This is a genomic window from Clostridium swellfunianum, assembly GCF_023656515.1.
Classification (GTDB): Bacteria; Bacillota; Clostridia; order Clostridiales; family Clostridiaceae; genus Clostridium_AT; species Clostridium_AT swellfunianum.
The window spans coordinates 2,964,336-2,988,800 of sequence record NZ_JAMOFV010000006.1 but is presented as its reverse complement, the minus strand read 5'-3'; the positions used below and the strand labels follow the sequence as shown (position 1 = coordinate 2,988,800).

Sequence of the window (24,465 nt, the reverse complement as noted above, 5' to 3'; positions counted from 1 at the left end):
TATGTGTCGTATCCATAAAAGTAAAAGAGTTTTTAAACTGTATTTTTATGAAGAGAACTTATATTTTTCTTATATTTACATTTTTTAAGTAAATTTTAAAAATTGAGTATAGTACCGTGTATATAAAAAAGATGGTTCTGCAAAACTCAGAACCATCTTAATCAACTCTGCTTTATTCTTATAATCCAATATCTTTTCGATAATAGCTATCACTAAAACTTATTTTATCAATTCCATTGTAAGCTCTTATTCTTGCTTTCTCCAAGCTTTCATCCAGAGAGGTTACAGCAAGTACTCTACCGCCAGAAGTTAACAGTTTATCCCCTTCAAGCCTTGCTCCAGCAATAAATACTTTATCGCCGTCATTACTAATTCCATTTACTTCAAATCCAATTTTATATTTATTGGGATATCCCCCTGAAGCCGCCACAACACAGCAGGAATATTTATTCTTCCAACGTAGATTATAGTTGCAAAGATTTTTATCTAGAGCGTTAATTATTAGTTCAGCAAAATCGCTTTCCATAAGCGGAAGCACAGCTTGTGTTTCGGGATCGCCCATTCTAACATTGTATTCTAGAAGATACACTCCTTTTTTAGTTATCATAATCCCAAAAAAAATAACACCTACATAATCCATATCCTCTTTGCCAATACCTTTAAGAGTTGGCTCCATTATCTCTGTCCTAAAACTCTCTAAAACCTCTTTTGTGCAGAAAGGGTTAGGAGTCACAGCTCCCATTCCACCAGTATTAGGTCCTTCATTATTTTCGTAAATGGTCTTATGATCCTTTGCAGATAACAACGGAATTATTGTAGTTCCATCTGTTACAGCAAGAATTGAGGCCTCAACACCTTCTAAGAATTCCTCTATAATAATTCTTCTTCCAGCACCTTTAAATATATCATCCACCATAAAGCTCTCGATGCAGTCTGCAGCTTCTTTAGGACTTTGGCATATAGAAACTCCTTTTCCTGCCGCAAGTCCATCTGCTTTTATAACTATAGGATAGGAACAGCTCTTTAAATAGTTTAAAGCACTTAACGGTTCATGAAAAACCTCATAAGCAGCTGTTTTGACTCCATATTTTTTCATAAAATCCTTTGCAAAGGCTTTACTGCCTTCAAGGGCAGCAGCCTGCTTTGAAGGACCAAAGATTTTAATTCCGTTAGCTTTAAAAATATCCGTTATTCCATCAACTAAAGGAGCTTCAGGCCCAACTACCACAAAATCTATCTTATTATCTTTAGAAAAATTTAACAGTTTTTTAAAGTCATAGATTTTTATGTTCTCACATTTATTTTCTAAAGCAGTTCCACCATTTCCTGGAGCACAGTAGATTTTATCTATCAACTGACTTTGTGATAGTTTCCAAGCAATTGCATGTTCTCTTCCACCACTTCCTATTACTATTGCCTTCATATCTTCACCACCAATCTTAATGCTTAAAGTGCCTTATACCTGTAAACACCATTGCAATTCCATGATTGTTGCAGACTTCTATTGAATCATTGTCTCGTATAGATCCACCTGGCTGAATAATTGCCTTAATGTTATGCTTAGCAGCTTCTTCGGCTACATCGCCAAATGGGAAGAAAGCATCAGAAGCTAAAACAACACCGTTCTTTGCTCTATCCAAAGCCTGAGCAGCAGCCCATATTCTATTAGTTTGTCCGCCACCAATGCCTTTTGCCATACCATCCTTAATTACCACAATGGCATTAGACTTTATATACTTAACAACCTTCATTCCAAACATTAAATCTGTCATTTGGTGTTCTGTTGGCTTTTTTTCTGTAACATAATTTATACCCTCTATAAGCTTTTTATCAGTTGCTTGTACTAATATTCCCCCATCTACTGAAACAAACTCTAGGTCGTTTTGAGGCTTGCTTTCCCCTTTTATAATTCTTAGGTTTTTCTTTGCTTTTAAAACTTCTATAGCTTCCTCGTCAAAGTCAGGTGCAATAACTATTTCTAAAAATATTTTTACAAGTTCTTCAGCAGTTATCTTATCAACTTTTTTATTGAATGCCACTATTCCTCCAAAAATAGAAACAGGATCGCATTCAAAGGCTTTTAAATATGCTTCTTGAACACTCTGCCCTAGTGCTACACCACAAGGGGTGTTATGTTTTACTGCACAGCATACAGTTTCCTCAAACTCACTAACTACCTTCCAAGCAATATCCATATCCTTAATGTTATTGTAGGAAAGCTCCTTGCCATTTAACTGGCTAAATGTTTTTATGGCTCCTTTGCCAGTAGTTGAGGTATAATACGCCGCACTTTGATGAGGATTTTCACCATATCTTAAGTCCATGAGCTTTTTATAGGAAGCAGTAAAATATTCAGGATAACTGTCTTCCAAAAGAAATCCGCTTATAGCTGCATCATAAGCTGACATAAGGTTAAATACCTTGCCTGCTAAACGTCTCCTAGTAACAAAATCAACCTGCCCACTTTTTTCTAGTTGATTTATTATATCCTCATAGTCTTTTGTGTCTGTTAGCACAATGACATCCTTAAAATTCTTAGCTGCTGCTCTTATCATTGTAGGGCCACCAATATCTATAAATTCAACCTTTTCCTCAAAGGATATATTCTCTTCTACCTTGTCAAAGAAAGGATATAGATTCACAACTACAATATCTATAGGAGTTATATCCTTTCTTTTTATTGTTTCCATATGTTCATTATTATCCCTTATGGCAAGTATCCCTCCGTGTATTACCGGATGAAGGGTTTTAACTCTGCCGTCAAGTATTTCCTCAAAGCCAGTTACCTCAGAAACTTCTGTAACTTCTATATTGTTTTCTTTTAAAAATCTATAGGTTCCACCTGTAGATAAAATCTCTATATCTTTATCCTTAAAAAATCTTGCTAATGGAAGTAAATTTGTTTTATCATAAACACTTATAAGCGCTCTTTTTAGCATATTTCAAAACCTCCCTCATCAATTAAAACCTTTCGTCCTTTAACTTTAATTCTCTTTTCAGCAATCAGCCTAATAACCTCAGGAAGCGCATTATGTTCTTCCTCAAGGACTCTCTTTTGCAAAAGTTCTGCTGAATCCTGTGGAAAAACAGGCACTATTTTTTGGCAGATTATAGCTCCAGTATCTGTACCTTCATCCACAAAATGCACTGTGCATCCTGAGAATTTAACCCCGTAATCCACAGCCTTTTGGTGAACTTTTATGCCGTACATTCCCGGGCCACAGAAGGCAGGTATTAGAGATGGATGGATATTTATTATTTTATTTTTAAAGCTTGATACTAGTTCCCCTTCTAGTATTGATAGGAAGCCAGCTAAAACAATTAAATCTATTTTATCTTTGGTAAGCTTTAAAATTTCCTGGGAAAGAGTATCCCTGTGGAGTTCTCTGTCTATCACATATGTTTTTATCTCCCTGCTTTTAGCTCTCTCAATCCCATAAGCTTCCTCTCTATCACTTATGACCATCTCTATGGAACAGTTTAAGTTTCCTGCTTCAATGCTATCTATTATTGCCTGAAGATTACTGCCTGAGCCTGAGATAAGAACTGCTATTTTAAGCAAACCCCTGCACCTCCAGCTTCCACATGCCCAATGTGATATGCCTTCAAGTTCATTTCTTTTAAAGCAGTTATGACTTTCTCTTTGTCAGCATTGTCAACACATAGCACAAAGCCTATCCCCATATTAAAGGTGTTAAATGCGTGCTCCTCTTCTACCCCAAGCTCTAGCAAATATTTAAGTATTTCTGGAATTCTGATGCTATCCTTATAAATTACAGCAGTAAGATTATCCTTGAACATCCTAGGAATATTTTCATAAAAACCTCCTCCAGTTATATGAGCCATCCCTTTAATTTCAAAGCTTTCTAAAAGCTTAAGAACAGGCTTAACATATATTTTCGTTGGAGTTAAAAGCTCTTCTCCCATGCTTTTTCCATTAAACTCTGCTCCCAAATCTGAAATAAGCTTTCTAACCAAAGAATACCCATTGCTGTGTAAGCCTGAGGATTCGATTCCTACAAGAGCATCTCCAAGTTTGATACTGCTGCCATCAATTATCTTATTTTTATCAACTATTCCTACTGCAAATCCTGCAATATCGTATTCTCCTTCTCTATAAAAGCCTGGCATCTCTGCGGTTTCTCCACCAATAAGTGCACATCCTGCCTCTAAGCATCCTTCTGAAACTCCTTTAACAAGCTGTTGTGCAGTCTCTGCCTCAAGCTTTCCGCAGGCAAGATAATCTAGAAAAAACAAAGGCTTGGCTCCATGGCATAAAATATCATTAACACACATTGCTACACAATCTATGCCTACAGTATCATACTTTTCCGTTCTAAAAGCTATGTCAAGCTTTGTACCAACTCCATCTGTTCCTGATACTAGAACAGGATTTTCATAACCTTTACCCAGTTCAAACATTCCTGCAAAGCTTCCTATATTACTTAAAACACCAGGTATAAAGGTCTTTTGTGCATGCTCTTTTATAAGCTTAACTGACTTGTAGCCTTCCTCAATATTAACTCCAGAATCCTTATAAGTAGTCATATTTCGTTCTTCCTTTCAACCTTTATTTTTCTAAATATTCCTTAGGGGTTTCCATTGGTGCGGCAACAGGATAAACCCCATTAAAGCACCCTAAACAAAACTTGTTTTTTCCGCCTAAAGCAGCTAGAAGCCCTTCCATGCTTAGATAAGCTAAACTATCTGCTCCAATATCTTCTCTTATATTTTCAATATCCTGCTGAGCTCCGATAAGCTCTTTTCTATATGGAGTATCTATCCCAAAATAACAGGGATATTTAACTACAGGCGATGCTGACCTAAAATGCACCTCTAAAGCACCTGCCCTCCTTAAGGAATCTACAAGCTTTCTGCTGGTAGTTCCTCTTACTATAGAATCATCTATTAGCACAACTCTCTTTCCCTCAACATTAACCTTAAGAGGGTTTAGCTTTACAGCAACAGCCCTTTCTCTTAGTTCTTGCGAAGGAGCTATAAAGGTTCTAGCAACATATTTATTTTTTATAAAGCCATTATCATAGGGTATTCCAGATGCCTTAGCATACCCCATAGCTGCCTGCATTCCCGAGTCCGGCACGCCTATGACTATATCTGCATCCACAGGGCTTTCCTTAAAAAGCTGCTTTCCGGCTTCAATTCTGGAGGTATAAACATTTATCCCATCTATTACACTGTCTGGTCTAGCAAAGTATATATATTCAAAGGCACAAGTTTCAGGCCTTATCCTTTCTGCAAAGCTTATAGAGCTTATCCCTTCCTTATCGATAATAACTATTTCCCCTGGATCTACATCTCTTACAAATTCAGCTCCTACAGCATCAAGCGCGCAGCTTTCCGAGCAAATAATGTAGCTGTCATCTATCCTTCCAATACAAAGTGGCCTGATTCCATTAGGGTCTCTAACTCCAATAAGCTTATCTTCTGTTAATAGAACAATAGCATAAGAACCTTTAACTGCTTGTATTGCATCCACAATAGCTCTTTCCATACCCCGTTTGGCACCTCTAGCGATGAGGTTTAATATAACCTCTGAATCAATTGAGGTTTGAAATATGCAGCCACAATCCTCCAAAAGTTCTCTTATAACATCAGCGTTAACAAGATTTCCGTTATGGGCTACAGCAATATTTCCAAGCTTATATCTTCCTATTATAGGCTGAGCATTTGTTACGTTGCTTGCTCCTGTAGTTGAATACCTAACATGACCTATTGCAATAGAGCCTGTCATCGCCCTAAGATTTTCCTCATTAAAAACATTTGCCACAAGTCCCATATCTTTATGGCATTGTATATTGCTGAAATCCGACACTGCTATTCCTGCACTTTCTTGACCCCTGTGCTGAAGAGCGTAAAGCCCATAGTAAGTCAATGTTGATACATCTAGAGCTTCCTTAGCAAAAATTCCAAACACTCCGCATTCCTCTTTGAATTTATCTTCATCCTCCCATATTCTCATAGCTTTTACTCCCCACATACTCTTTTTAATATTTCAGTATAAGCCTCTCGTACATTTCCTAAATCTCTTCTAAATCTATCCTTATCTAATTTTTCATTTGTTCTAGCATCCCAAAATCTGCAGGTATCTGGTGATATCTCATCAGCTAAAAGTATTTCTCTATTTTTTGTTTTTCCAAATTCAAGCTTGAAATCTATAAGCTTAATATTCTGTCTCATAAAGAATTCTTTTAATATATTGTTTACATTAGCAGCCATTGCATAGATAGTCTCAAGTTCCTCAAAAGTTGTTGCTCCTATGGAGACAGCATGATAATCATTTATAAGAGGATCCCCAAGCTCGTCGTTTTTGTAGCTAAGCTCAAAAACTGTAGTACTAAGCTTGTATCCTTCTTCTAGCCCAAGTCTTTTTGCCATGCTTCCGGCAGCCACATTTCTCACTATAACCTCAAGAGGTATAATATCTACTTTTTTACAAAGCTGTTCCCTATCATTTAATTTCTCAATAAAATGAGTTTTAACCCCTCTTCCTTCAAGCAGCTTAAAAATTTCTGAAGTTATCGTATTATTTAAAATTCCCTTGTCTTCAATTTCGCCTTTTTTCTCACCATTAAAAGCAGTAGCATCGTCCTTATAGTATATAACGACTTTATCTTTATCCTCTGTGCTGTAGATTTTTTTTGCCTTTCCCTCGTACATCATGTTTAACTTTTCCATTATAATTCCACCCCTTCATTGTTTTCTCTTATAAATTTTTCTTTCATATTTTTCCTATATTCCAATAGGCTCTTTTTAAGCTCTGGATACTTAAGTGCCAAAATTTCAATAGCCAGCATTCCAGCATTATAGCTATTATTTATTCCAACAGTAGCTACAGGAATAGACTTTGGCATTTGTACTATTGATAAAAGAGAATCCATTCCGCTTACTGCAGCATTTATCGGAACTCCTATAACAGGTAGTATTGAATGAGAAGCTATAACTCCAGGCAAATGTGCAGCAAGCCCAGCCCCTGCAATAATGCATTCAAAGTCCTCTTCTTCAGCATGTTTTAAGACCTCCATAAGCCTTTCAGGCACACGGTGAGCAGATAGAATAAAAGCTTTATATTCAACTCCAAATTCCTTTAACGCTTCTGCCGCTCCCTTCATTATTTCTTTATCTGACTTGCTTCCAAAAATTATTGCTACCTTCATGAAACAACCTCCTAATTATTTAAAGTATTCAACTCCAGCTTCAAACAACTTCTGATTCTTATTTCCCGGTACATTTTTATAAAGTCCATTTCCTATTCTCTCGCTATGTGCCATTTTCCCAAGCACCCTTCCATCCGGACTTGTTATTCCCTCAACAGCATAGAATGAGCCATTAGGGTTTTCCCCAATATACTGCGTGGCTATTTGTCCATTGTGAATTAATGTATTAATTTCCTCTTGACTGCAAAGAAATCGTCCTTCTCCATGAGAAATTGGAAGAGTATGAATCTCTCCTAGTTCAACCTTGCTAAACCATGGAGACAACTTAGATACTACTTTTGTATTAACCATACATGATACATGCCTTCCTATACTGTTATGAGTCAAAGTTGGGCAATTCTCATCCAAATCTACTATCTCTCCGTAAGGTACTAGTCCAAGTTTTATGAGAGCTTGGAAGCCATTACAAATACCTAACATTAAACCATCTCTTTTATTTAACAGATTCATAACCGCTTCTTTAACTCTTTCATTTCTAAATACTGCAGCTATAAATTTACCAGAACCATCCGGCTCATCCCCTGCACTAAAGCCTCCTGGAAGCATAATGATTTGAGAATTGTTTATTTTCTTAACCATATATTCTATAGATTCTTCAATAGCTTGAGAGGTTAGGTTTCTAAATACAAGGCTGTCAACTATTCCTCCTGCTCTTTCAAAAGCTCTTTGAGAATCATATTCGCAATTGGTTCCTGGAAAAGCTGGAATAAATATTCTTGGCTTTACTGCAGAACTTAAAGCGGTTTTTTTATTCTCTTTACTAAAGTTTGTATCTAAGATATACTGCATGCTCTGTTCAGCCTTAACCGGAAATACGTCTGCAAGCGGCTTTTCATATGCTTTATACGCTTCTTTTAGAGTAATTTCCTCTTCACAAACTTTTATAGACTCATTACCTTGTGTATATCCGAGCAACCTATAGTTTGCTTCGTCAAATGCTTCCTTTAAATCTTCTACTTCATTTAGCTCCAAAATGATGGAACCGTAATCAGGTGCAAATAGCTCCATTGGTTTAACAACTTCATTAAACACGAATCCTATTCTATTACCGAAGCACATTTTACTTACTGCTTCTGCAATTCCTCCACCCTTTACAGAAAAAGCTGCTAAAACTTTTCCTGCTTTTATAAGCTCTGTTACCTTTGTAAAATTATATTTTAATCCTTCAAAATCAGGAATATCCTTATCGTCTCTATTGACTGAAACTAGAACAACCTTACTGTTTGCTCTTTTAAACTCAGAAGATATAATATGATGGATTTTGCTTGTAGCAACTGCAAAAGCTGCAAGTGTTGGTGGAACATTTAAATCCTTAAAGCTTCCTGACATGCTGTCTTTTCCACCAATAGCTGCTATTTGAAGCTCCCTTTGAGCTTTAAGGGCTCCTAGCAGTGCAGCCAAAGGCTTTCCCCATTTTTCTGATTCTTTTCCTAGCTTTTCAAAGTATTCCTGAAGGGATAACTTAATATTTTTAAATTCTCCTCCCATAGCAACAATTTTTGCCACGGCTTCTACTATGGAATATAAGGCTCCATGATAGGGACTCCACTTTCCTATTTGAGGATTATATCCAAAGGTCATTATAGAAGCAGTATTTGTCTCTCCGTTCAATACAGGTATTTTAGCTGACATACCCTCTGCTGGAGAGGCTTGATATTTTCCTCCAAAAGGCATAATAACTGTTCCAGCGCCTATCGTACTGTCAAACCTCTCAGTAAGCCCCTTTTGAGAACAAATATTTAATTTCTGAAGATTATTAATCCAAGCAGCCTTAAGATTGGTTTCATTTATATGTGGTATATTTTTAAAATAACAGTCTTTCTCAACTGGAGCTTCAACCACAACCTTAATAGTTTGTTTCACTCCATTGGTGTCAAGAAAATCCCTGCTTAAGTTAACAATGCTGTTTCCTCTCCAAAGCATTTTTAGCCTTCTGTTGTCTGTAACCTCTGCAACTATAACCGCCTCTAAATTTTCCTCTTTTGCTAAGGCAATCAGTTTTTGAGAATTATCTTTTGAAACTACTACGGCCATACGTTCCTGTGATTCGGATATAGCAAGCTCTGTTCCATCTAGTCCTTCATATTTTTTAGGAACTAAATCTAAGTTTATATCAAGTCCTTCTGCAAGTTCACCTATAGCAACAGCTACACCACCTGCTCCAAAGTCATTGCATCTTTTAATCAATTTGCTTGCCTCTGGATTTCTAAACAATCTTTGCAGTTTTCTTTCTATTACAGGATTTCCCTTTTGAACTTCAGCTCCGCAGGTTAATATTGATTCTTCATCATGCTCTTTTGAAGAACCAGTAGCACCACCGCAGCCATCTCTTCCTGTTTTTCCTCCTATAAGTAAAACCACATCACCACTGCTTGGTTTTTCTCTTTTAACATTTTCCTTTGGTGCAGCTGCAATAACTGCTCCAATCTCCATCCTTTTAGCTATAAATCCTTCATCATAAAGCTCTGAGACTTGTCCCGTAGCTAATCCTATTTGGTTGCCATAAGAGCTGTAGCCTTGTGCCGCACCTATGGTTATCTTTCTTTGAGGCAGCTTTCCTGGAAGGGTGTCCTCTACTTTCGTTCTAGGATCACCGCTTCCCGTTACCCTCATTGCTTGGTAAACATAAGCTCTACCAGATAACGGATCTCTTATTGCTCCACCAAGGCAAGTAGCTGCACCACCAAAAGGTTCAATTTCTGTTGGATGATTGTGTGTTTCGTTCTTAAACATCAGGAGCCATTTTTCATCTCTGCCGTCAACATCTACATCTATTTCAATGCTGCACGCATTTATTTCATCTGAAACATCTAAGTCCTGAAGTAAGCCATTCTTCCTTAGTTCTTTCATTCCTATAATGGCTATATCCATTAAATTTATAGGTTTGTAGTTTTTTTCATAAACATATTCCCTGCTTTTTAAATACTCCTCATAGGTTTTAGCAATAGGCTCAGAATATTTTCCTTCCTCTATCTGAACACCTTCAATAGTTGTCATGAAGGTTGTGTGCCTGCAGTGATCAGACCAATATGTGTCAATTACTCTTAGCTCTGTAATACTTGGATTTCTTTTTTCTTTATCTCTAAAATATTCTTTACAAAAGTTTAAATCTTCATAAGTCATAGCTAAGTTTAGTCTGTCTTTAATAGCTTTTAGGTCCATATCTCCGCTTTTAATAAATCCATGTAAAACAATAACATCATCTGGTATTTCAACTTCTGGACTTAGTGTTGATGGCTTTTCAAGAGAGGCCTCTCTAGAATCAACAGGATTAATACAGTAGCTTTTTATCTTGATTAATTCGTCCTCTGATATGTCTCCATAGACAACAATAACTTTTGCTGTATTAATAATTGCTTCTACGCTTTTTTCTAGAATTTGTATACATTGAAGTGCTGAGTCTGCTGTTTGATTGTACTGACCAGGTAAGTATTCTATTGCAAAACACTTGCTTTGCTTAGTTAAAGGTAACTGTTCTTCGCAAATTTTGTCTGCTGCCTTATCTGCAAAAACAAAATCTCTTGCTCTTTCATAGACCTTTTGTGAAAGGCCTGAAATATCATATCTGTTTATAACTCTTATATGTTCAATTTTTTCTATCCCAAGATTTAGCTTTAGATCATTAAGCAAATGCTGCGCTTCTATGTCAAACCCATTCTTTTTTTCAACATAAAGTCTTTTTACTTTGCCGTTCATAGCCTACCCCCTAAATTCTAAAAAAATAAATCCACCTCGAGCTTTTCTAAAAAACAGGTAAGCCCAAAGTGGATTTTTAAGTATGAAAAACATACCACATATAAAATGCAGAAAAATCCGGACTCACCCATAGACAGAAAATTAACGGTTTTCTCGTAGAAACTCTCGAACCATATTATCGAGATTATATGGATGATTTAATATTCATTTATCATATAATTATGGTAACATTAAAACTTTCTTTTTTCAATACATTTCTATAAATTTTTATCATATTGTTCGTATATAGCGAAACTTTTTATATTAATTCAGTTTTATAGTTCGTAGTTTAAGCGTTAAATATCATATTTTCAGAAACTGTTTAAATTTATTACTTATTGCTTTAGCTTCCTTTTCAGTAGACATCTCTGTAAATATTCTTAAAAGTGGTTCTGTACCTGAAAACCTGGCTACAGTCCATCCTCCATTTTTAAAATAAACTTTAACTCCATCAAAATATTTTACTTCACTAATGTCGCATCCAAAATCGGGCAATAATCTCTCCTCAAATAAAACTTTCATGAGCCTATCTTTTATTTCTTTGCTAAAGGAGTAGTTCCCTTCAATCATCACAAAATTGCCGAATTTATCATATATATCATTTAGCATTTCAGATATACTTCTGCCTGTTTTACTTATCATCTCAACTAGCAATGTAGCAGCAAAGATACCATCTTTTCCTTTAATATGTCCTCTGATTGTCAAACCACCGCTGCTTTCTCCGCCTATGACAGCATCAGTTTCTTCCATCTTTGAGCTTATGTGTTTAAAGCCAACAGGAACCTCATAGCATTTTTCATCGAAGCTTTCTGCAATTCTATCCAGAAGATGCGTGGTAGCAAGGTTTCTAACAACTGGTCCTCTCCAGCCTTTATACTTGTGCAAATAATAGTAAAGTAAAACCATTATTTCATTTGGATGAATGAAATTTCCCTTATCGTCTATTACTCCAAGTCTATCTGCGTCTCCATCTGTAGCAATACCTAAATCATATCCTTTTTCAGCTACCATAGACTTAAGCCTGGCTAAAGTATCATTGCTTGGTGATGGAAGCCTTCCTCCAAATAATGCATCATGTCTGTCATTTATTATATCCAAATCACATCTTGTTGTTATAAGTATAGTTTGAAGTGAAGTCTTTGAAACTCCAAACATTGGGTCAAGAAGTATTTTTAAGCCTTTATTTTTAATCGCTTCTGAATCTATCATACTAAGAATAGTATCTATGTAATCATTGAAGGGATTTATTATATTTATAAGACCTTTATTCACGCCATCTTGAAAATCAACTGTCTTTACTTCCTCAACTTTTATCTCATTTGCTATATCCTCAAGCCTTTGTGTTACACTTGCTTCAGCATCTCTTCCCCCCTTAGTAAAGACCTTTATTCCATTGTATTCAGCAGGATTATGACTTGCTGTAACAGCAATTCCATAGAAAGTATTCATCTTCTTTACAGCAAACATTGTAAGGGGAGTTGGTGATATTTTATCAATAAAGTGAACCACAATTCCATTAGCAGCAAATACTTCCGACGCCCATTTCGCAGCCCTATCTGAAAGAAATCTTCTATCAAATCCAATTACTATTTCCTTTTTTTCCTGTTCTTGTGCAACTAAATCATCAGCTATGGCCTGTGATAGTAGCCTTATATTCGATGCTATAAACTCCTCGCCTATAATAGCTCTCCAACCACCTGTTCCAAATTTTATCATAACAACATCACCTCATATATTACTTAAACTAACCATTTATTAACATGCATTCTTTAGTATATTATCCCTAACATTTTAAAGAATATTAATAAACGTCAAGAGGCTTATTTTCTTTAAGCTCTTGCACACAATTATTTTAGAACTTCATTGCTCTCATGACATTAAGTACAGCTGTTTATTATCTGACCGAATATATAGAATTTCAACCAACTCATTTGTTAACCTATAATAACATTATCAAAACTTTAGCATACAATAATAAATGTAAATATTTATATATTTAAACAATTTAATGAGAGGGGATATTGTGTTATCAAATCAAGATTACATTAAACATTCTTTGGAATTTAATCTATTCTTTTTAAGAATTGCAAAAGAGCATGCTATCTTTGCAGCAGCCTCACTCCCTCCAAGAGATAGAGCAGTAGCTCAGCAGCTTTTGGGAGTAAAAGAAGCCTATGAAGGTCTTTTATCTAAAGCAGTTTCTCTAGCTCCAAGTATAGTTAGTGAAGAATTTTTGCTTTCTGATGAGATAGTTACAGAGCTTACTCTTCCTGCTGAAGAAGCCACACAATTTTTAACTGGACTTCCTATTAATACTCAAATTACAAAACAGGAGCTTAACTTAGTTGCGAAGGCAAAAATGAGAAGAGATGAGGATCTATCGGATGAATTGTCAGATTTAAATAAAAAGGCTATTGCTCTGACAGAAAAAACGATAGCTTTTCTTGAACAAATGCTTAATAACATTTTAAACTGCAAAGCCTTTAGCTACACCTATCCTTTAATGCTTCATCACGTTATTCACGAGTCAAAACTTGCAGTTATGATGCTTAAAAAGTTTGAGCAAAGAGATGCGGTTGACAGTATTAAAGAAATTATTGAACTTGAAATAAACTGGAATGATATTATGCAAGAGCATTCTACATTTATAAGAGGTTATCTCGATCCGTCAGAAAAAGCTTTATTTAGAAAAGCAGATACCTTTGCAAATCAGCTTGAAGCACTTGTTGAAAGAACTGAAGCCTTAAGACAAAACCCACAGGCTCTTCCTCAGGTTACTAGAGAAAGTATTAACCTGGTTACTGAGCTTAGAAATTTCAAGAAACAAGGTGCTGTAGGAATACTTGAATGCAAGATTAAGTCTATTATTCCGCCGCTATTAAGTGACCATGTTCTAAGAGAAGCAAATCATTATCTTAGAATGCTAAACATGTTTAAATCAATGAGCAAATAAAAAAATGAAGAATGAAGCTAAAAACTTCATTCTTCATTTTTTTATTATTTCTCATAACCCTTTGGATGATTTAAATGCCAGTTCCATGCCGTCTCAATTATAGTTTCAAGGGAATTAAACCTGGGTTTCCAACCTAACTCTTCAACAGCTTTATTAGAAGAAGCTATAAGTACTGCTGGATCTCCAGCTCTTCTAGGAGCAACTTCTGCCTTTATTTCCCTTCCTGTAACCTTTCTTGCTACCTCAATAACTTCTTTCACTGAGAAGCCAGTTCCATTTCCAAGGTTATAAATTCTACTTTCCCCACCCTTTCTTAGTCTGTCAACCGCTAAAAGATGAGCTGAAGCTAAATCCATAACATGAATGTAGTCTCTTACGCAAGTTCCATCTTCTGTTTTATAGTCATCACCAAACATCATAATCTTTTCTCGTTGACCTAATGCAGTCTGAAGAATCAATGGTATAAGGTGGCTTTCTGGTGAGTGGTCTTCACCGATTTTTCCACTCTCATGAGCACCCGCAGCATTGAAGTATCTAAGTGCTGTATATTTTATGCCATAAGCATTGTCGCACCACTTTAATACCTTCTCTACAGCAAGCTTAGATTCTCCATATGGATTTGTTGGGAAAGTCTTATCATCCTCCAATATTGGAATACTTTCTGGCTCACCATAGGTTGCTGCTGTTGATGAGAATACAATATTCCTAACTCCATAATCCTTCATTGCTCTTAAAAGACTTAAAGTGCCACCTACATTATTTTCAAAATACTTTAAAGGCTCAGTTACGCTTTCACCAACTAATGAGTCTGCTGCAAAGTCTATAACTGCATCTATATTATTTTCTGTAAATACCCTGTCAAGTATAGCTCTGTCCCTTAGGTCTCCTTCGTAAAACTTTCCCCCTAATATTGCATCCCTGTGCCCTTTCTGAAGGTTATCCAATATAGCAACTTCTTCACCTCTTTCAAGAAGTGCTGCAACCATGTGACTTCCTATATAACCTGCGCCACCACAAACTAATATTGCCATAAAATCTACCACCCTTTTATAATTATTTTACTTCCTCAGTTCCTTGGCCGATTCCACTTAAGTAAAAACTTGGTTCATAGCCTATAAGCTTAGAGTAATTTTCTCTAATCCTATTCATGAAACTATCAACTTCAGACTTTTTAACTATGGCTATTGCACAGCCTCCAAAACCTGCTCCAGTCATTCTTGCGCCTATGCAGCCAGACACTTTAAGCGATTCTTCAACTATTGTATCAAGCTCCTTACCAGTGACTTCATATAAATCTCTTAAAGAATTGTGAGATTCAACTAAAAGCTTTCCAAATTCCTTAAGCTCTCCTTTATTTAAACATTCATAAGCTCTCTTAGTTCTTTCATTTTCATATACTGCATGCTTTGCCCTAGCTCTTACCTTACTATTTTCTATTACGTCTTCCAATTTGTCAAATTCTTCAGAAGTTAAATCGCATAATGCGCTTATTGGCTTTTCTTTTCTTAGAATCACAAGAGCCTCATCACACTCTGCTCTTCTTTCATTATACTTAGATTCATTAAGAGCTCTTCTTTTGTTTGTATTCATGATAACCAGTGTATTATCACCTAAGTCTACGTTAGCATAGCTATAACTCAGGCTTCCACAATCTAAAAGTATAGCTTGATTTTTTCTTCCCATACCTACTGCAAATTGATCCATTATTCCACAGTTAACACCAACAAAGGTGTTCTCAGCTTTCTGTGAAATCTTAACAAGATCAACTCTGTCAGAAGTTCCTCCATTAAATAATGTGTCAACAATAACTGCGATTAAAACTTCTAGGGACGCTGATGAAGAAAGTCCTGCACCATTTGGAATATTTCCGCTTATAAGAATATCCATTCCCTTAAGCCTAACCCCCTTTTCAAGCATCACCTTCATAACTCCCTTAGGATAATTAGCCCAATCCTCTTCTTCCTTAAAAGAAATATTATTTATATCAACAGAAACCTTAAGATCAAAGTTAGTTGAAGCTAAGTTTACAATATTATCATTTCGTTCTCTAACTAAGCCATAGGTTCCAAACTCAAGTGCACAGGGAAATACATAACCTCCGTTATAATCAATATGCTCCCCAATTAAATTTACTCTCCCAGGCGAATGAAAAGTTCTTATTTCTCCTTCACCGTAAATTTTAATAAACTGCTCTTTTAACTGTTGAATATTCATTATTATCCCTCCTTATATATCCATAGGATTACTACTCCTATGCCTCCTAATTAATTATTACTTTTATTAAACCCTGCATACTTCATAAATCTTTCAAATCCATGCCTACCTTCTTCGGTTCTTTTATAAACTCCTGCATCCATAAGCACCTTTAAGAATTTGTCTCCAACTTCCTTATTTAATAGTGTCTCAACCGCATCCTTTTCGAAGTTGTTACCATACTTCTGTAAAAGTTCTTTAACCCATGAAATATGCTTGTGAATTGAATCACTTTTATCTTCTTCTGCTTCTTTTAGTCTTTTCATGTTTCCTTGAAGTATTAATCCTACTTCCTTTAGTTCAGAATTTAGTCTTCCTGGAAGAACTGCTAATCCCATTACCTCAATAAGACCTATATTTTCTTTCTTAATATGGTGCAATTCCTTATGAGGGTGGAAAAGGCCATCTGGATGCTCCTGAGTTGTTATATTATTTCTAAGTACTAAGTCAACTTCAAATTCTCCAGCTTTGTTAATTCTAGCAATAGGTGTTATTGTATTATGAGGTATTTTTTCACCATTGACCAAAGTGTAAGCTAAAACCTCAGAAGCTTCATCTGTGTACTCTCTCCATTGATCCAATATTTCAACTGAAAGTTTCACAAGTTCTTCCTTATTCTTGGAAGATAACCTTATCACAGACATCGGCCACTTAACTATTCCAGCCTTCACACCTTTATAACTTTCATTTTTAAAGTTAGCTTCAATTGCGGCTTTTTCCATTGGAAAAACGTGCTTTCCTCCTTGGAAGTGATCGTGACTCAGTATTGAACCTCCAACTATAGGAAGGTCCGCATTAGAGCCTATAAAGTAGTGTGGAAATTGTTCTACGAAATCAAGCAGCTTTACAAAACTTCTATCTGATATTTTCATTGGTACATGCTTTTCATTAAAGAGAATACAGTGCTCATTATAGTAAACATAAGGTGAATATTGAAGATACCACTGCTCTCCCCCTACTGTTACAGGTATTACTCTGTGATTCTGCCTTGCTGGGTGATTTATATGCCCTGCAAATCCAACATTCTCAATGCACAGTAGACACTTAGGATAATTTGCTTGAGGTTTTAGCTTTGATGCTGCAATCTCCTTTGGATCTTTTTCTGGCTTTGACAAATTTACTGTTATATCCAAAGCGCCGTATTCAGTTTCGGCTGCCCAGTATAAATTCTTTGCTATTCTATCCATACGTATATAGTTAGAGGCTTTAGACAAAGCATAAAATTCGTCTGTTGCTTTCTCTATTCCTTTTTTACTTTTAACAGCAAAAAAATTCCCTACTACCTCAGATTGTCTTGGCATTAGCATTCCCATGATTTTTGCATCAAGTAAATCTCTATAAGTAGCTGTATTATCCTCAATAAGTCCGATTTCATGAGCGTAGTCTAGTAAGCTTTCAAGTATCTGTACAGGATTTTCAAACTCCTCTTCCGGAACATTTCCTAAGTATGGCTCTTCAAGCTTAAGCATATCTAAAAGGGAATTTCTTGCTGCGACTACATCTAAATTCATAAGCATCTTATGTTTCAATCCAAATTTAAGCAGCCTCTCAATTTCATAAGCTGCATTTATGTTACTCATATAATTTCCTCCTACTTTATCTTAATAAAATTATCAATATTCTTAAGTTTTTAACCTTAATCTATAAAATTTATCTAATGATATAGAAATCCTTTTCTATATCATTAGATAAAAATCATGGTCAGATTTTTATCTATCCTAATTATTAAATGTCTACTTTATAGCTGGTGCACAGCTGCCCCTAATTACAAGTTTAGTATCAAGAATTAATTTCTTTCTGCTTTTTTCTCCTTCTTCAATAAGCTCCAAAAGTTCAAGTGCTGCTCTATATCCAATCTCTTTCATATTTAAATCTACACTTGTAAGTTTGGGATGTGTTACCTCAGCTAAAATTGTATTATCAAATCCAATTATTGATATATCCTTTGGTACTTTAATACCAAGATCAATGCACGCATTCAAAGCCCCAACAGCCATAAGGTCGTTACAAGCAAAAATCGCTGTTGGCCTTTCTTCCTTTTGAAGTAATTGCTCCACCACTATTTGGGTTCTTTCAATAACCTCACTGCTGTTTCCTTTTCCTGCATCTATAATTTTTTCATAAGATAATTTATTATTTTTTAAAACATTCTTATATATCTTTTCCTTAATATCATAAGAGAAGCTTTTATGTCCTCTAATCAGTGCAATTTTCTCATGCCCAAGCTCAAGAAGATAATCAAAAGCTTCCTGTGTACCAACTTCTTCATCGTAGCACACAAAGCTGCCCTTATAGCCTTCTGGTGAGCCATTTACTATTATTGTTGGAATAGATTTTGAAAGTTCGTTATAACATCTCTTATGAAGATTTTCCATGGTTGGATCTATTAATATTATTCCATCTACCTGTCTTCCAATGAGCTCCTCAACAAGCTTCAGTTCCTTTTTAGGATCACCTTCAGTATTTGAAAGAGCTATACTATAGCCCTTCTTATTAACAAACTCTTCTATAGCTTCAACTATAGTAGGGAAAAACAAGTTTGTTATTCCAGGAACTATCACACCTATCATAGAACTTTTTTTAGTTATCAGACTCCTAGCCATTGTATTAGGTTTATAGTTAAGCTTTTCTATAGCCTTCTCTATTTTAATCCTTGTTTCTTCCTTCACAGGATAATTGTTGTTTAGCACTCTAGATACTGTAGTAATTGATACTCCTGCCTCTTTTGCAACATCATTTATATTAGCCATATACTCACCTTCTTAGAAAACCTTTTCTATATTTCTATAATAGCATATGCACAAATCCATTTCAATATATAAAAAGCCTAGAAATAAATATTTCTAGGTTTCACTTTTTTATTTTGTATTAACTAGCTGCTTAAACTGGTTAATACTATACTTTTCGCTTATATAAATTCTATGAAGTTTATAAATTCCATTTGACTTATGAGCAAGTCCCTTTTCTGTTGAGAACGCCATTTTATATCCTAGCTGCTCTACTAGTTTAAGTGTATCATTGTTATATTTTCCATAGGGATAAGCAATATAATCAATGTTTCTTCCTAAAATTTTCTCTAAGGCTTGTTTTGAACCTCTAAGCTCCTTAAGCTGATCATTATAACTTAAAGTATCAAGTTTTGGATGAGTCACTGTATGAGCTTCTATAGATATTCCATTTTTGTCCATCTCCTTAAGATGATCTGTAGTCATATAATCTTCGTGTTTGTCAACAACACCAGAGATTACAAATACAGTTGCCTTAAATCCCAATTCTTTTAATATTGGGTACGCATTTGTATAGTTATCCGCATAGCCATCATCAAAGGTTATTACAATAGGTTTTTGAGGAATCTCTGAACCAAGGAGCATATGAGAATATAATTCATTTAAGCTAAGAGGATTAAATCCTTCCTTCTTTAAATACTCCATTTGCTCTTTAAACTTTTCCTTTGGTATTCTAAGTTCATTATCCTTTTCATATTTTATGGAATGATACATAAGTATAGGTATCTTTTTAGAGTCTCCTTGTCCATTTATTGCAGCTTTTAACTTAATTGGATCTTCCAGTTTAGTTTTTTCTTGTTGTCTTTTTAGTTCTTCTTGTTTCCTGAGATCATCTTGCTTTTCCTGCTGCTGCTCAGCTTTGTCTTCCTTCTGGGCCTGGAGTATAATGGTACTTTCATTTTGCTGAACTGGAACCTTGGCACATCCTGTTACAAATAATATAAATACTGATGCAACAGTTATAATCTTTTGTATCTTGTTTTTCATAATAAAATTTCAACTCCGTTAATTATCACTATTCTAATCCTTAGTATACCACATAGCTGTTAATGAAAAAAAGAGGGAATAAAATCCCTCTTAGATTATGCTATATCTTAAATACTTTTAATTCATGCAGTGCTCTCGTAGCCATAACATAGTTAAGCTTGCTTTCCTGCTCTTTATCCTTATGCTGAAGCAGTATTACAGCATCAAACTCAAGTCCCTTTGCAAAATAAGAGGGAATAACTACGATACCTCCGCTGTAAACTATATCTTCATTGTCAATTACCTTAACATAATCTCTTGCTTTAAGTTTTGCCCCAAGCCTTTCTGTTTCTTCTAGATCTCTGCATAGTACAGCTATATTTTCATATTCTTTTTCTTTCAAGTTATGAAGGGCTTCGTCTATTTTTTCCACCAGCTGTTCTTCATTATTAACAATTATCTCTTGAACCGCTTCTCCACTTCTAACAAGAGGGATTATTCTGCTGTCACCAATATATCTATTTGCATACTCCATAATTTCCTTTGTAGATCTGTAGCTCTTATACAAATTAAAATCTTCAATGCTTAAAGTTGGTACAATTTCTCCAAGCTGAAGCATTGGAGTCTTGCCTTCTAAAGGAAGCAATCTTTGATTGCTGTCTCCAACAATAGTCATTGAACTGCATCTTGTAAGTTCTTTGATAACTAAAAACTGTATAGGACTATAATCTTGAGCTTCGTCTATAACTACATGCTTAGTTTCTTCCTTAATTTTTAATCCTTCAAGCTTAATTTTAAGATAAAGTATTGGCGCTAAATCATCCTGAGTAAATTCATCACTTCTATTAAATTCACCATAAAGATCAATACAGTCAGGATTTTGTATCCAAGCCATTTCTTTTTTTGCTTTCATAACCTCTTTAATAACTTCTCTAATATCATGCTTTCTCTTCATATTAAGGGAAGTTTCATATATTTCAAGCTCAGACTTAGTCATTTTGGCAATTCTTTCATTGTATTCCTTTTGAATTCTTCTTACTTCTTCATCTCTATAGTCTCTAAGCTTTGAAAATACAATTCTTCTTATTTTTTTACTTCTTCTAAAAAGAGGCATATCTTTATAGTAATTAGTAAACAGCTCCTTAAGTTCCTCTGAATTAATTACCGTTCTATCATAAAATCTAACATTATTAATCTTAAAATATTCCTTGTCTAATCTATCTACAAAACTGTTTATCTCATGTAAAAAGTCCATGGAAGTTTTATAAAGGATATCATCAATAAATTCCTTATCATTATTTAAAACTCTCTCCATATATTCCTTAAAACTCATAATATTGTTCATTTCTAAAATATCTAATGCAAAATCTCTAAAGGTTGTCTGTCTAACTCCAACCTCACCTAAGCTCGGAAGTACAGTACCTATATATTCCATAAAAATACTGTTAGGACCCAATATAAGCACCTTGTCCTGTAGAGTATCTCTATGATTGTAAAGAAGGTATGCAACCCTATGAAGAGCAATTGTAGTCTTACCACTACCTGCTACACCATCAACTACGATGGTCTTATCCTTAGGCTGCCTTATTAGATTGTCCTGTTCTTCCTGGATAGTCATTATTATATCACGAAGTTTATCGGAAGTATTGCCACTTAAAACCATTTGAAGTATGTCATCCCTAATGTCCAAAGCTGAATCAAACAATCCAATTAGCTTTGCTCTTTTAATAATATACTGCCTCTTTAAAAGTATATTTACATCTACCTTTCCAGCTGGAGCAGTGTAAGAGTTTTGACCAAGGCTGCTTGTATAAAATAAGGCTGCTACAGGAGCTCTCCAATCAATCACTACAGGCTCGTATTCACCCTCTGGAGTCATTCCAAATCTACCCACATAAATACTTCCTAAATCATCGAACTCTTCGTCCCTGAAATCTACTCTTCCAAAATATGGTGCAGTAGCTAATATTGTAAGTTCCTTAAGCCTTCTATCTATTGTCTTGAAGGCTTCCTCTTTTACAAATCTTTCGTGGTCAAAATATTCAATAACCTTGTCTTCATCATCTCTATATTCCTCCAAAACATTTTTTCTGTAGTCTTGGATATAATCTGACATTTCTTTTCGCTTGCTTATATAATTTAAAACTTCCCTATTTATCTGATCAACAACATCTCTAAGCTTCTCAATCTCAAGATTCAGCTGCATTTCTTTCTCAATAGCCATCTGCTTTTCAAGCTTTAAATCTTCATTTTCCATTAGCACCGCTCCCCTAATCTTATTTATCTAGACTTTCAAGAACACCGCTTTCCTTAACTATTTCCATAAACTCGTCACCCATTATTGTTTCTTTTTCTAAAAGTCTTTCTGCTATATTAGTCATAAGTTCTCTGTTATTTTTCAGAATATCCTTAGCTTTCTGGTGAGCCTCTTTTATAATGTTTAAAGTTTCTTCATCTATTATCGCAGAAGTCTCTGCACTGCAATTTTGTACCGGCCTGCCATCGAGATACCTGTTTGATGGAGATTCAAGTCCCATCATATCAAAACGATCAGACATTCCATACATGGTTACCATACTTCTTGCGGTTTGAGTAGCTCTTTCTATATCGTTTGATGCGCCAGTTGAAATAGAATCAAATTCCACTTCTTCTGCAGCCCTTCCACCTAAAAGGATGGAAATTTGATTTAAAAGTTCTTCCTTAGTTGATAGATATTTATCCTCTTCAGGAAGCTGCATAGTATACCCTAAAGCTCCCATAGTTCTTGGTACAATAGTTATCTTGTGAACAGGATCTGTTCCTTTTAAAAGTGCTGCCACTAAGGCATGACCTACCTCGTGGAAAGCAACAGTCTTCTTTTCCTTATCTGACATTATCCTGTCCTTCTTCTCTTTACCTGCTATTATAACCTCAATTGCCTCTTCTAAATCCTCTTGTATAATTTCTTTCCTTGAATGCTTAACTGCTCTAAGAGCTGCTTCATTTACCATATTGGCTAAATCAGCGCCTACAGCACCAGGGGTTGCTTTTGCTATAGCTTCTGTATTTAAATCTTCGGAATACTTTACAGCCTTTAAGTGGACCTTTAAAATAGCTTCCCTTCCTTTTAAATCAGGTCTGTCAACTATAACTCTCCTGTCAAAACGACCTGGTCTCAAAAGAGCCTTATCAAGTATTTCAGGTCTGTTTGTAGCAGCCAGAATAACCACAGGCTTTGTAGAATCAAAACCGTCCATCTCAGCTAAAAGCTGGTTTAGTGTCTGTTCTCTTTCATCGTTCCCGCTAATATTTCCTTCTCTGCTCTTACCTATGGCATCAATTTCGTCAATAAAAATTATACATGGAGCTTTTTCTGCAGCTTGCTTAAACAAATCTCTAACTCTAGCAGCACCCATACCAACAAACATTTCAACGAATTCAGAGCCAGACATTGAGAAGAAAGGCACCTTAGCCTCTCCAGCCACTGCCTTTGCAAGAAGAGTCTTACCTGTTCCAGGAGGACCTACTAAAAGTGCCCCTTTAGGCAGCTTAGCACCAATTTCTGTGTACTTTTGCGGTTGATGAAGGAAATCAACAATCTCCACCAAGGATTCTTTAGCCTCATCTTGACCTGCTACATCTGCAAAAGTCTTTCCTGTCTCATTTTCTGCATATAGCTTTGCAGTGTTCTTCCCAAAGGACATAACGCCGCTTCCAAGCTTTTTATCTAGCCTTCCAAATATAAGCCTTCCTAAAAAGGTAAACATAATTATTGGAAGTACCCAGTTTATAAAAAAGTTTTTAAAAGGATTATTATCGGGAACTACAGAATTAAAAGTAACTCCTGCAGTCTTAAGGTTTTCAATAAGTTGAGGATCTCCTACATTTCCTGTATACATTATTTTTTTCTTCTGACCCTCTTCTGTCTTCGGTATTATAATTAGTCTATCCCTAGATATTTGAACTTCTTCAACCCTCTTTTCGTTTACCATCTGTAAAAACTCGTTGTATTTAATTGATTGAGTTTTCATATCTACTAAAACAAAGTTTAAAATCATTAATACTATAGCAGCACCTACAGCATAATATGCCGTATATTTGAATTTCTTGTTGTCAAACATGTTACCCTCCTGTATTCCTTATTCTGTGCACAAGCATTATTAATACTTGCGCCTCCTGTATTCCTTATTCTGTGCACAAGCATTATTAATACTTGCGCCTCCTGTATTCCTTATTCTGCACAAGTATTATCGATACTCGTGCCTTCTATATATTAATCCCCAGAATAATATCATATTACAGATTATAAACCAAAATAACCTACATTAGATATACTCTTCATAAAATATTAAAAATAATTTCAAATAGAAACCTCAAAATTTCTAGAATTGCGCTTTTGATTATGCTTTGATTCTCCTCTCTTTAACTCCAAGAACATATATTCCTATTAATTTTATCACAAATTCAATTTTATACAAGTTAATTTTAATGTTTTTTATATAGTTACTGGCAAGCATTAGAAAAAATATTTTGTGAGAGGATGAATTTAAAAATTGAT

General features: G+C 35.3%; 17 protein-coding genes and 1 riboswitch. Of the genes, 1 reads left to right on the top strand and 16 read right to left on the bottom strand.

Annotated elements, in window-relative coordinates:
- Nucleotides 1-178: 178 nt before the first annotated feature.
- The 9 genes from purD to NBE98_RS14285 all read right to left on the bottom strand — a co-directional run bounded on the left by purD (nt 179) and on the right by NBE98_RS14285 (nt 12,686).
- Nucleotides 179-1,423 carry a phosphoribosylamine--glycine ligase gene (gene purD / locus NBE98_RS14325; protein ID WP_250815669.1) on the bottom strand — a complete coding sequence of 415 codons (1,245 nt, stop codon included), beginning with the start codon at nt 1,421-1,423 and terminating at the stop codon, nt 179-181.
- A 16-nt stretch (nt 1,424-1,439) separates the two neighbouring features.
- Nucleotides 1,440-2,939 (bottom strand): bifunctional phosphoribosylaminoimidazolecarboxamide formyltransferase/IMP cyclohydrolase, encoded by a 1,500-nt coding sequence (purH, locus tag NBE98_RS14320; RefSeq protein ID WP_250815667.1) that lies wholly within the window; start codon nt 2,937-2,939, stop codon nt 1,440-1,442.
- Nucleotides 2,933-3,562: a phosphoribosylglycinamide formyltransferase gene (gene purN / locus NBE98_RS14315; protein WP_250815666.1), complete on the bottom strand. Its 630-nt coding sequence runs from the start codon at nt 3,560-3,562 to the stop codon at nt 2,933-2,935. Before purN ends, purH begins: the two co-directional genes overlap by 7 nt.
- Nucleotides 3,550-4,548 carry a phosphoribosylformylglycinamidine cyclo-ligase gene (gene purM / locus NBE98_RS14310; RefSeq protein ID WP_250815664.1) on the bottom strand — a complete coding sequence of 333 codons (999 nt, stop codon included), beginning with the start codon at nt 4,546-4,548 and terminating at the stop codon, nt 3,550-3,552. Before purM ends, purN begins: the two co-directional genes overlap by 13 nt.
- A gap of 22 nt (nt 4,549-4,570) precedes the next feature.
- Complete coding sequence (purF, locus tag NBE98_RS14305; protein WP_250815663.1) at nt 4,571-5,980, bottom strand: amidophosphoribosyltransferase; 1,410 nt, start codon at nt 5,978-5,980, stop codon at nt 4,571-4,573.
- Nucleotides 5,981-5,985: 5 nt separating this feature from the next.
- On the bottom strand, nt 5,986-6,696 hold the full coding sequence (gene purC / locus NBE98_RS14300) for a phosphoribosylaminoimidazolesuccinocarboxamide synthase (RefSeq protein WP_250815662.1): 711 nt from the start codon (nt 6,694-6,696) through the stop codon (nt 5,986-5,988).
- The gene (gene purE / locus NBE98_RS14295) at nt 6,696-7,175 is read right to left on the bottom strand and encodes a 5-(carboxyamino)imidazole ribonucleotide mutase (protein ID WP_250815661.1); all 480 of its coding nucleotides are present in this window, start codon (nt 7,173-7,175) and stop codon (nt 6,696-6,698) included. The genes purC and purE overlap by 1 nt, the downstream gene beginning before the upstream one ends.
- A gap of 15 nt (nt 7,176-7,190) precedes the next feature.
- Nucleotides 7,191-10,931, bottom strand: coding sequence for a phosphoribosylformylglycinamidine synthase (locus NBE98_RS14290; RefSeq protein WP_250815660.1), 3,741 nt, complete (start codon nt 10,929-10,931; stop codon nt 7,191-7,193).
- Nucleotides 10,932-11,041: 110 nt separating this feature from the next.
- Nucleotides 11,042-11,143, bottom strand: a riboswitch (purine riboswitch).
- Between the two features lie 130 nt (nt 11,144-11,273).
- Complete coding sequence (locus NBE98_RS14285) at nt 11,274-12,686, bottom strand: phosphoglucomutase/phosphomannomutase family protein (RefSeq protein WP_250815659.1); 1,413 nt, start codon at nt 12,684-12,686, stop codon at nt 11,274-11,276.
- A 307-nt stretch (nt 12,687-12,993) separates the two neighbouring features.
- Between NBE98_RS14285 and NBE98_RS14280 the strand changes: the two genes are divergently transcribed.
- Nucleotides 12,994-13,923, top strand: coding sequence for a DUF2935 domain-containing protein (locus tag NBE98_RS14280; RefSeq protein ID WP_250815658.1), 930 nt, complete (start codon nt 12,994-12,996; stop codon nt 13,921-13,923).
- A gap of 44 nt (nt 13,924-13,967) precedes the next feature.
- Here NBE98_RS14280 and galE read toward each other — a convergent pair whose 3' ends face one another.
- The 7 genes from galE to ftsH all read right to left on the bottom strand — a co-directional run bounded on the left by galE (nt 13,968) and on the right by ftsH (nt 24,028).
- A complete protein-coding gene (galE, locus tag NBE98_RS14275; RefSeq protein ID WP_250815656.1) occupies nt 13,968-14,954 on the bottom strand; it encodes a UDP-glucose 4-epimerase GalE in 987 nt (328 codons plus the stop codon).
- A 22-nt stretch (nt 14,955-14,976) separates the two neighbouring features.
- Complete coding sequence (locus NBE98_RS14270) at nt 14,977-16,140, bottom strand: galactokinase (RefSeq protein WP_432432685.1); 1,164 nt, start codon at nt 16,138-16,140, stop codon at nt 14,977-14,979.
- Between the two features lie 47 nt (nt 16,141-16,187).
- Nucleotides 16,188-17,756 carry a UDP-glucose--hexose-1-phosphate uridylyltransferase gene (locus NBE98_RS14265; RefSeq protein ID WP_250815653.1) on the bottom strand — a complete coding sequence of 523 codons (1,569 nt, stop codon included), beginning with the start codon at nt 17,754-17,756 and terminating at the stop codon, nt 16,188-16,190.
- A 153-nt stretch (nt 17,757-17,909) separates the two neighbouring features.
- The gene (locus NBE98_RS14260; protein ID WP_250815652.1) at nt 17,910-18,926 is read right to left on the bottom strand and encodes a LacI family DNA-binding transcriptional regulator; all 1,017 of its coding nucleotides are present in this window, start codon (nt 18,924-18,926) and stop codon (nt 17,910-17,912) included.
- A 108-nt stretch (nt 18,927-19,034) separates the two neighbouring features.
- Nucleotides 19,035-19,949, bottom strand: a complete 915-nt coding sequence (locus tag NBE98_RS14255) for a polysaccharide deacetylase family protein (RefSeq protein WP_250815651.1) — start codon at nt 19,947-19,949, stop codon at nt 19,035-19,037.
- A 100-nt stretch (nt 19,950-20,049) separates the two neighbouring features.
- Nucleotides 20,050-22,185 carry a HelD family protein gene (locus tag NBE98_RS14250; protein ID WP_250815650.1) on the bottom strand — a complete coding sequence of 712 codons (2,136 nt, stop codon included), beginning with the start codon at nt 22,183-22,185 and terminating at the stop codon, nt 20,050-20,052.
- Between the two features lie 19 nt (nt 22,186-22,204).
- On the bottom strand, nt 22,205-24,028 hold the full coding sequence (gene ftsH, locus NBE98_RS14245) for an ATP-dependent zinc metalloprotease FtsH (RefSeq protein WP_250815649.1): 1,824 nt from the start codon (nt 24,026-24,028) through the stop codon (nt 22,205-22,207).
- Between the last annotated feature and the right edge of the window lie 437 nt (nt 24,029-24,465).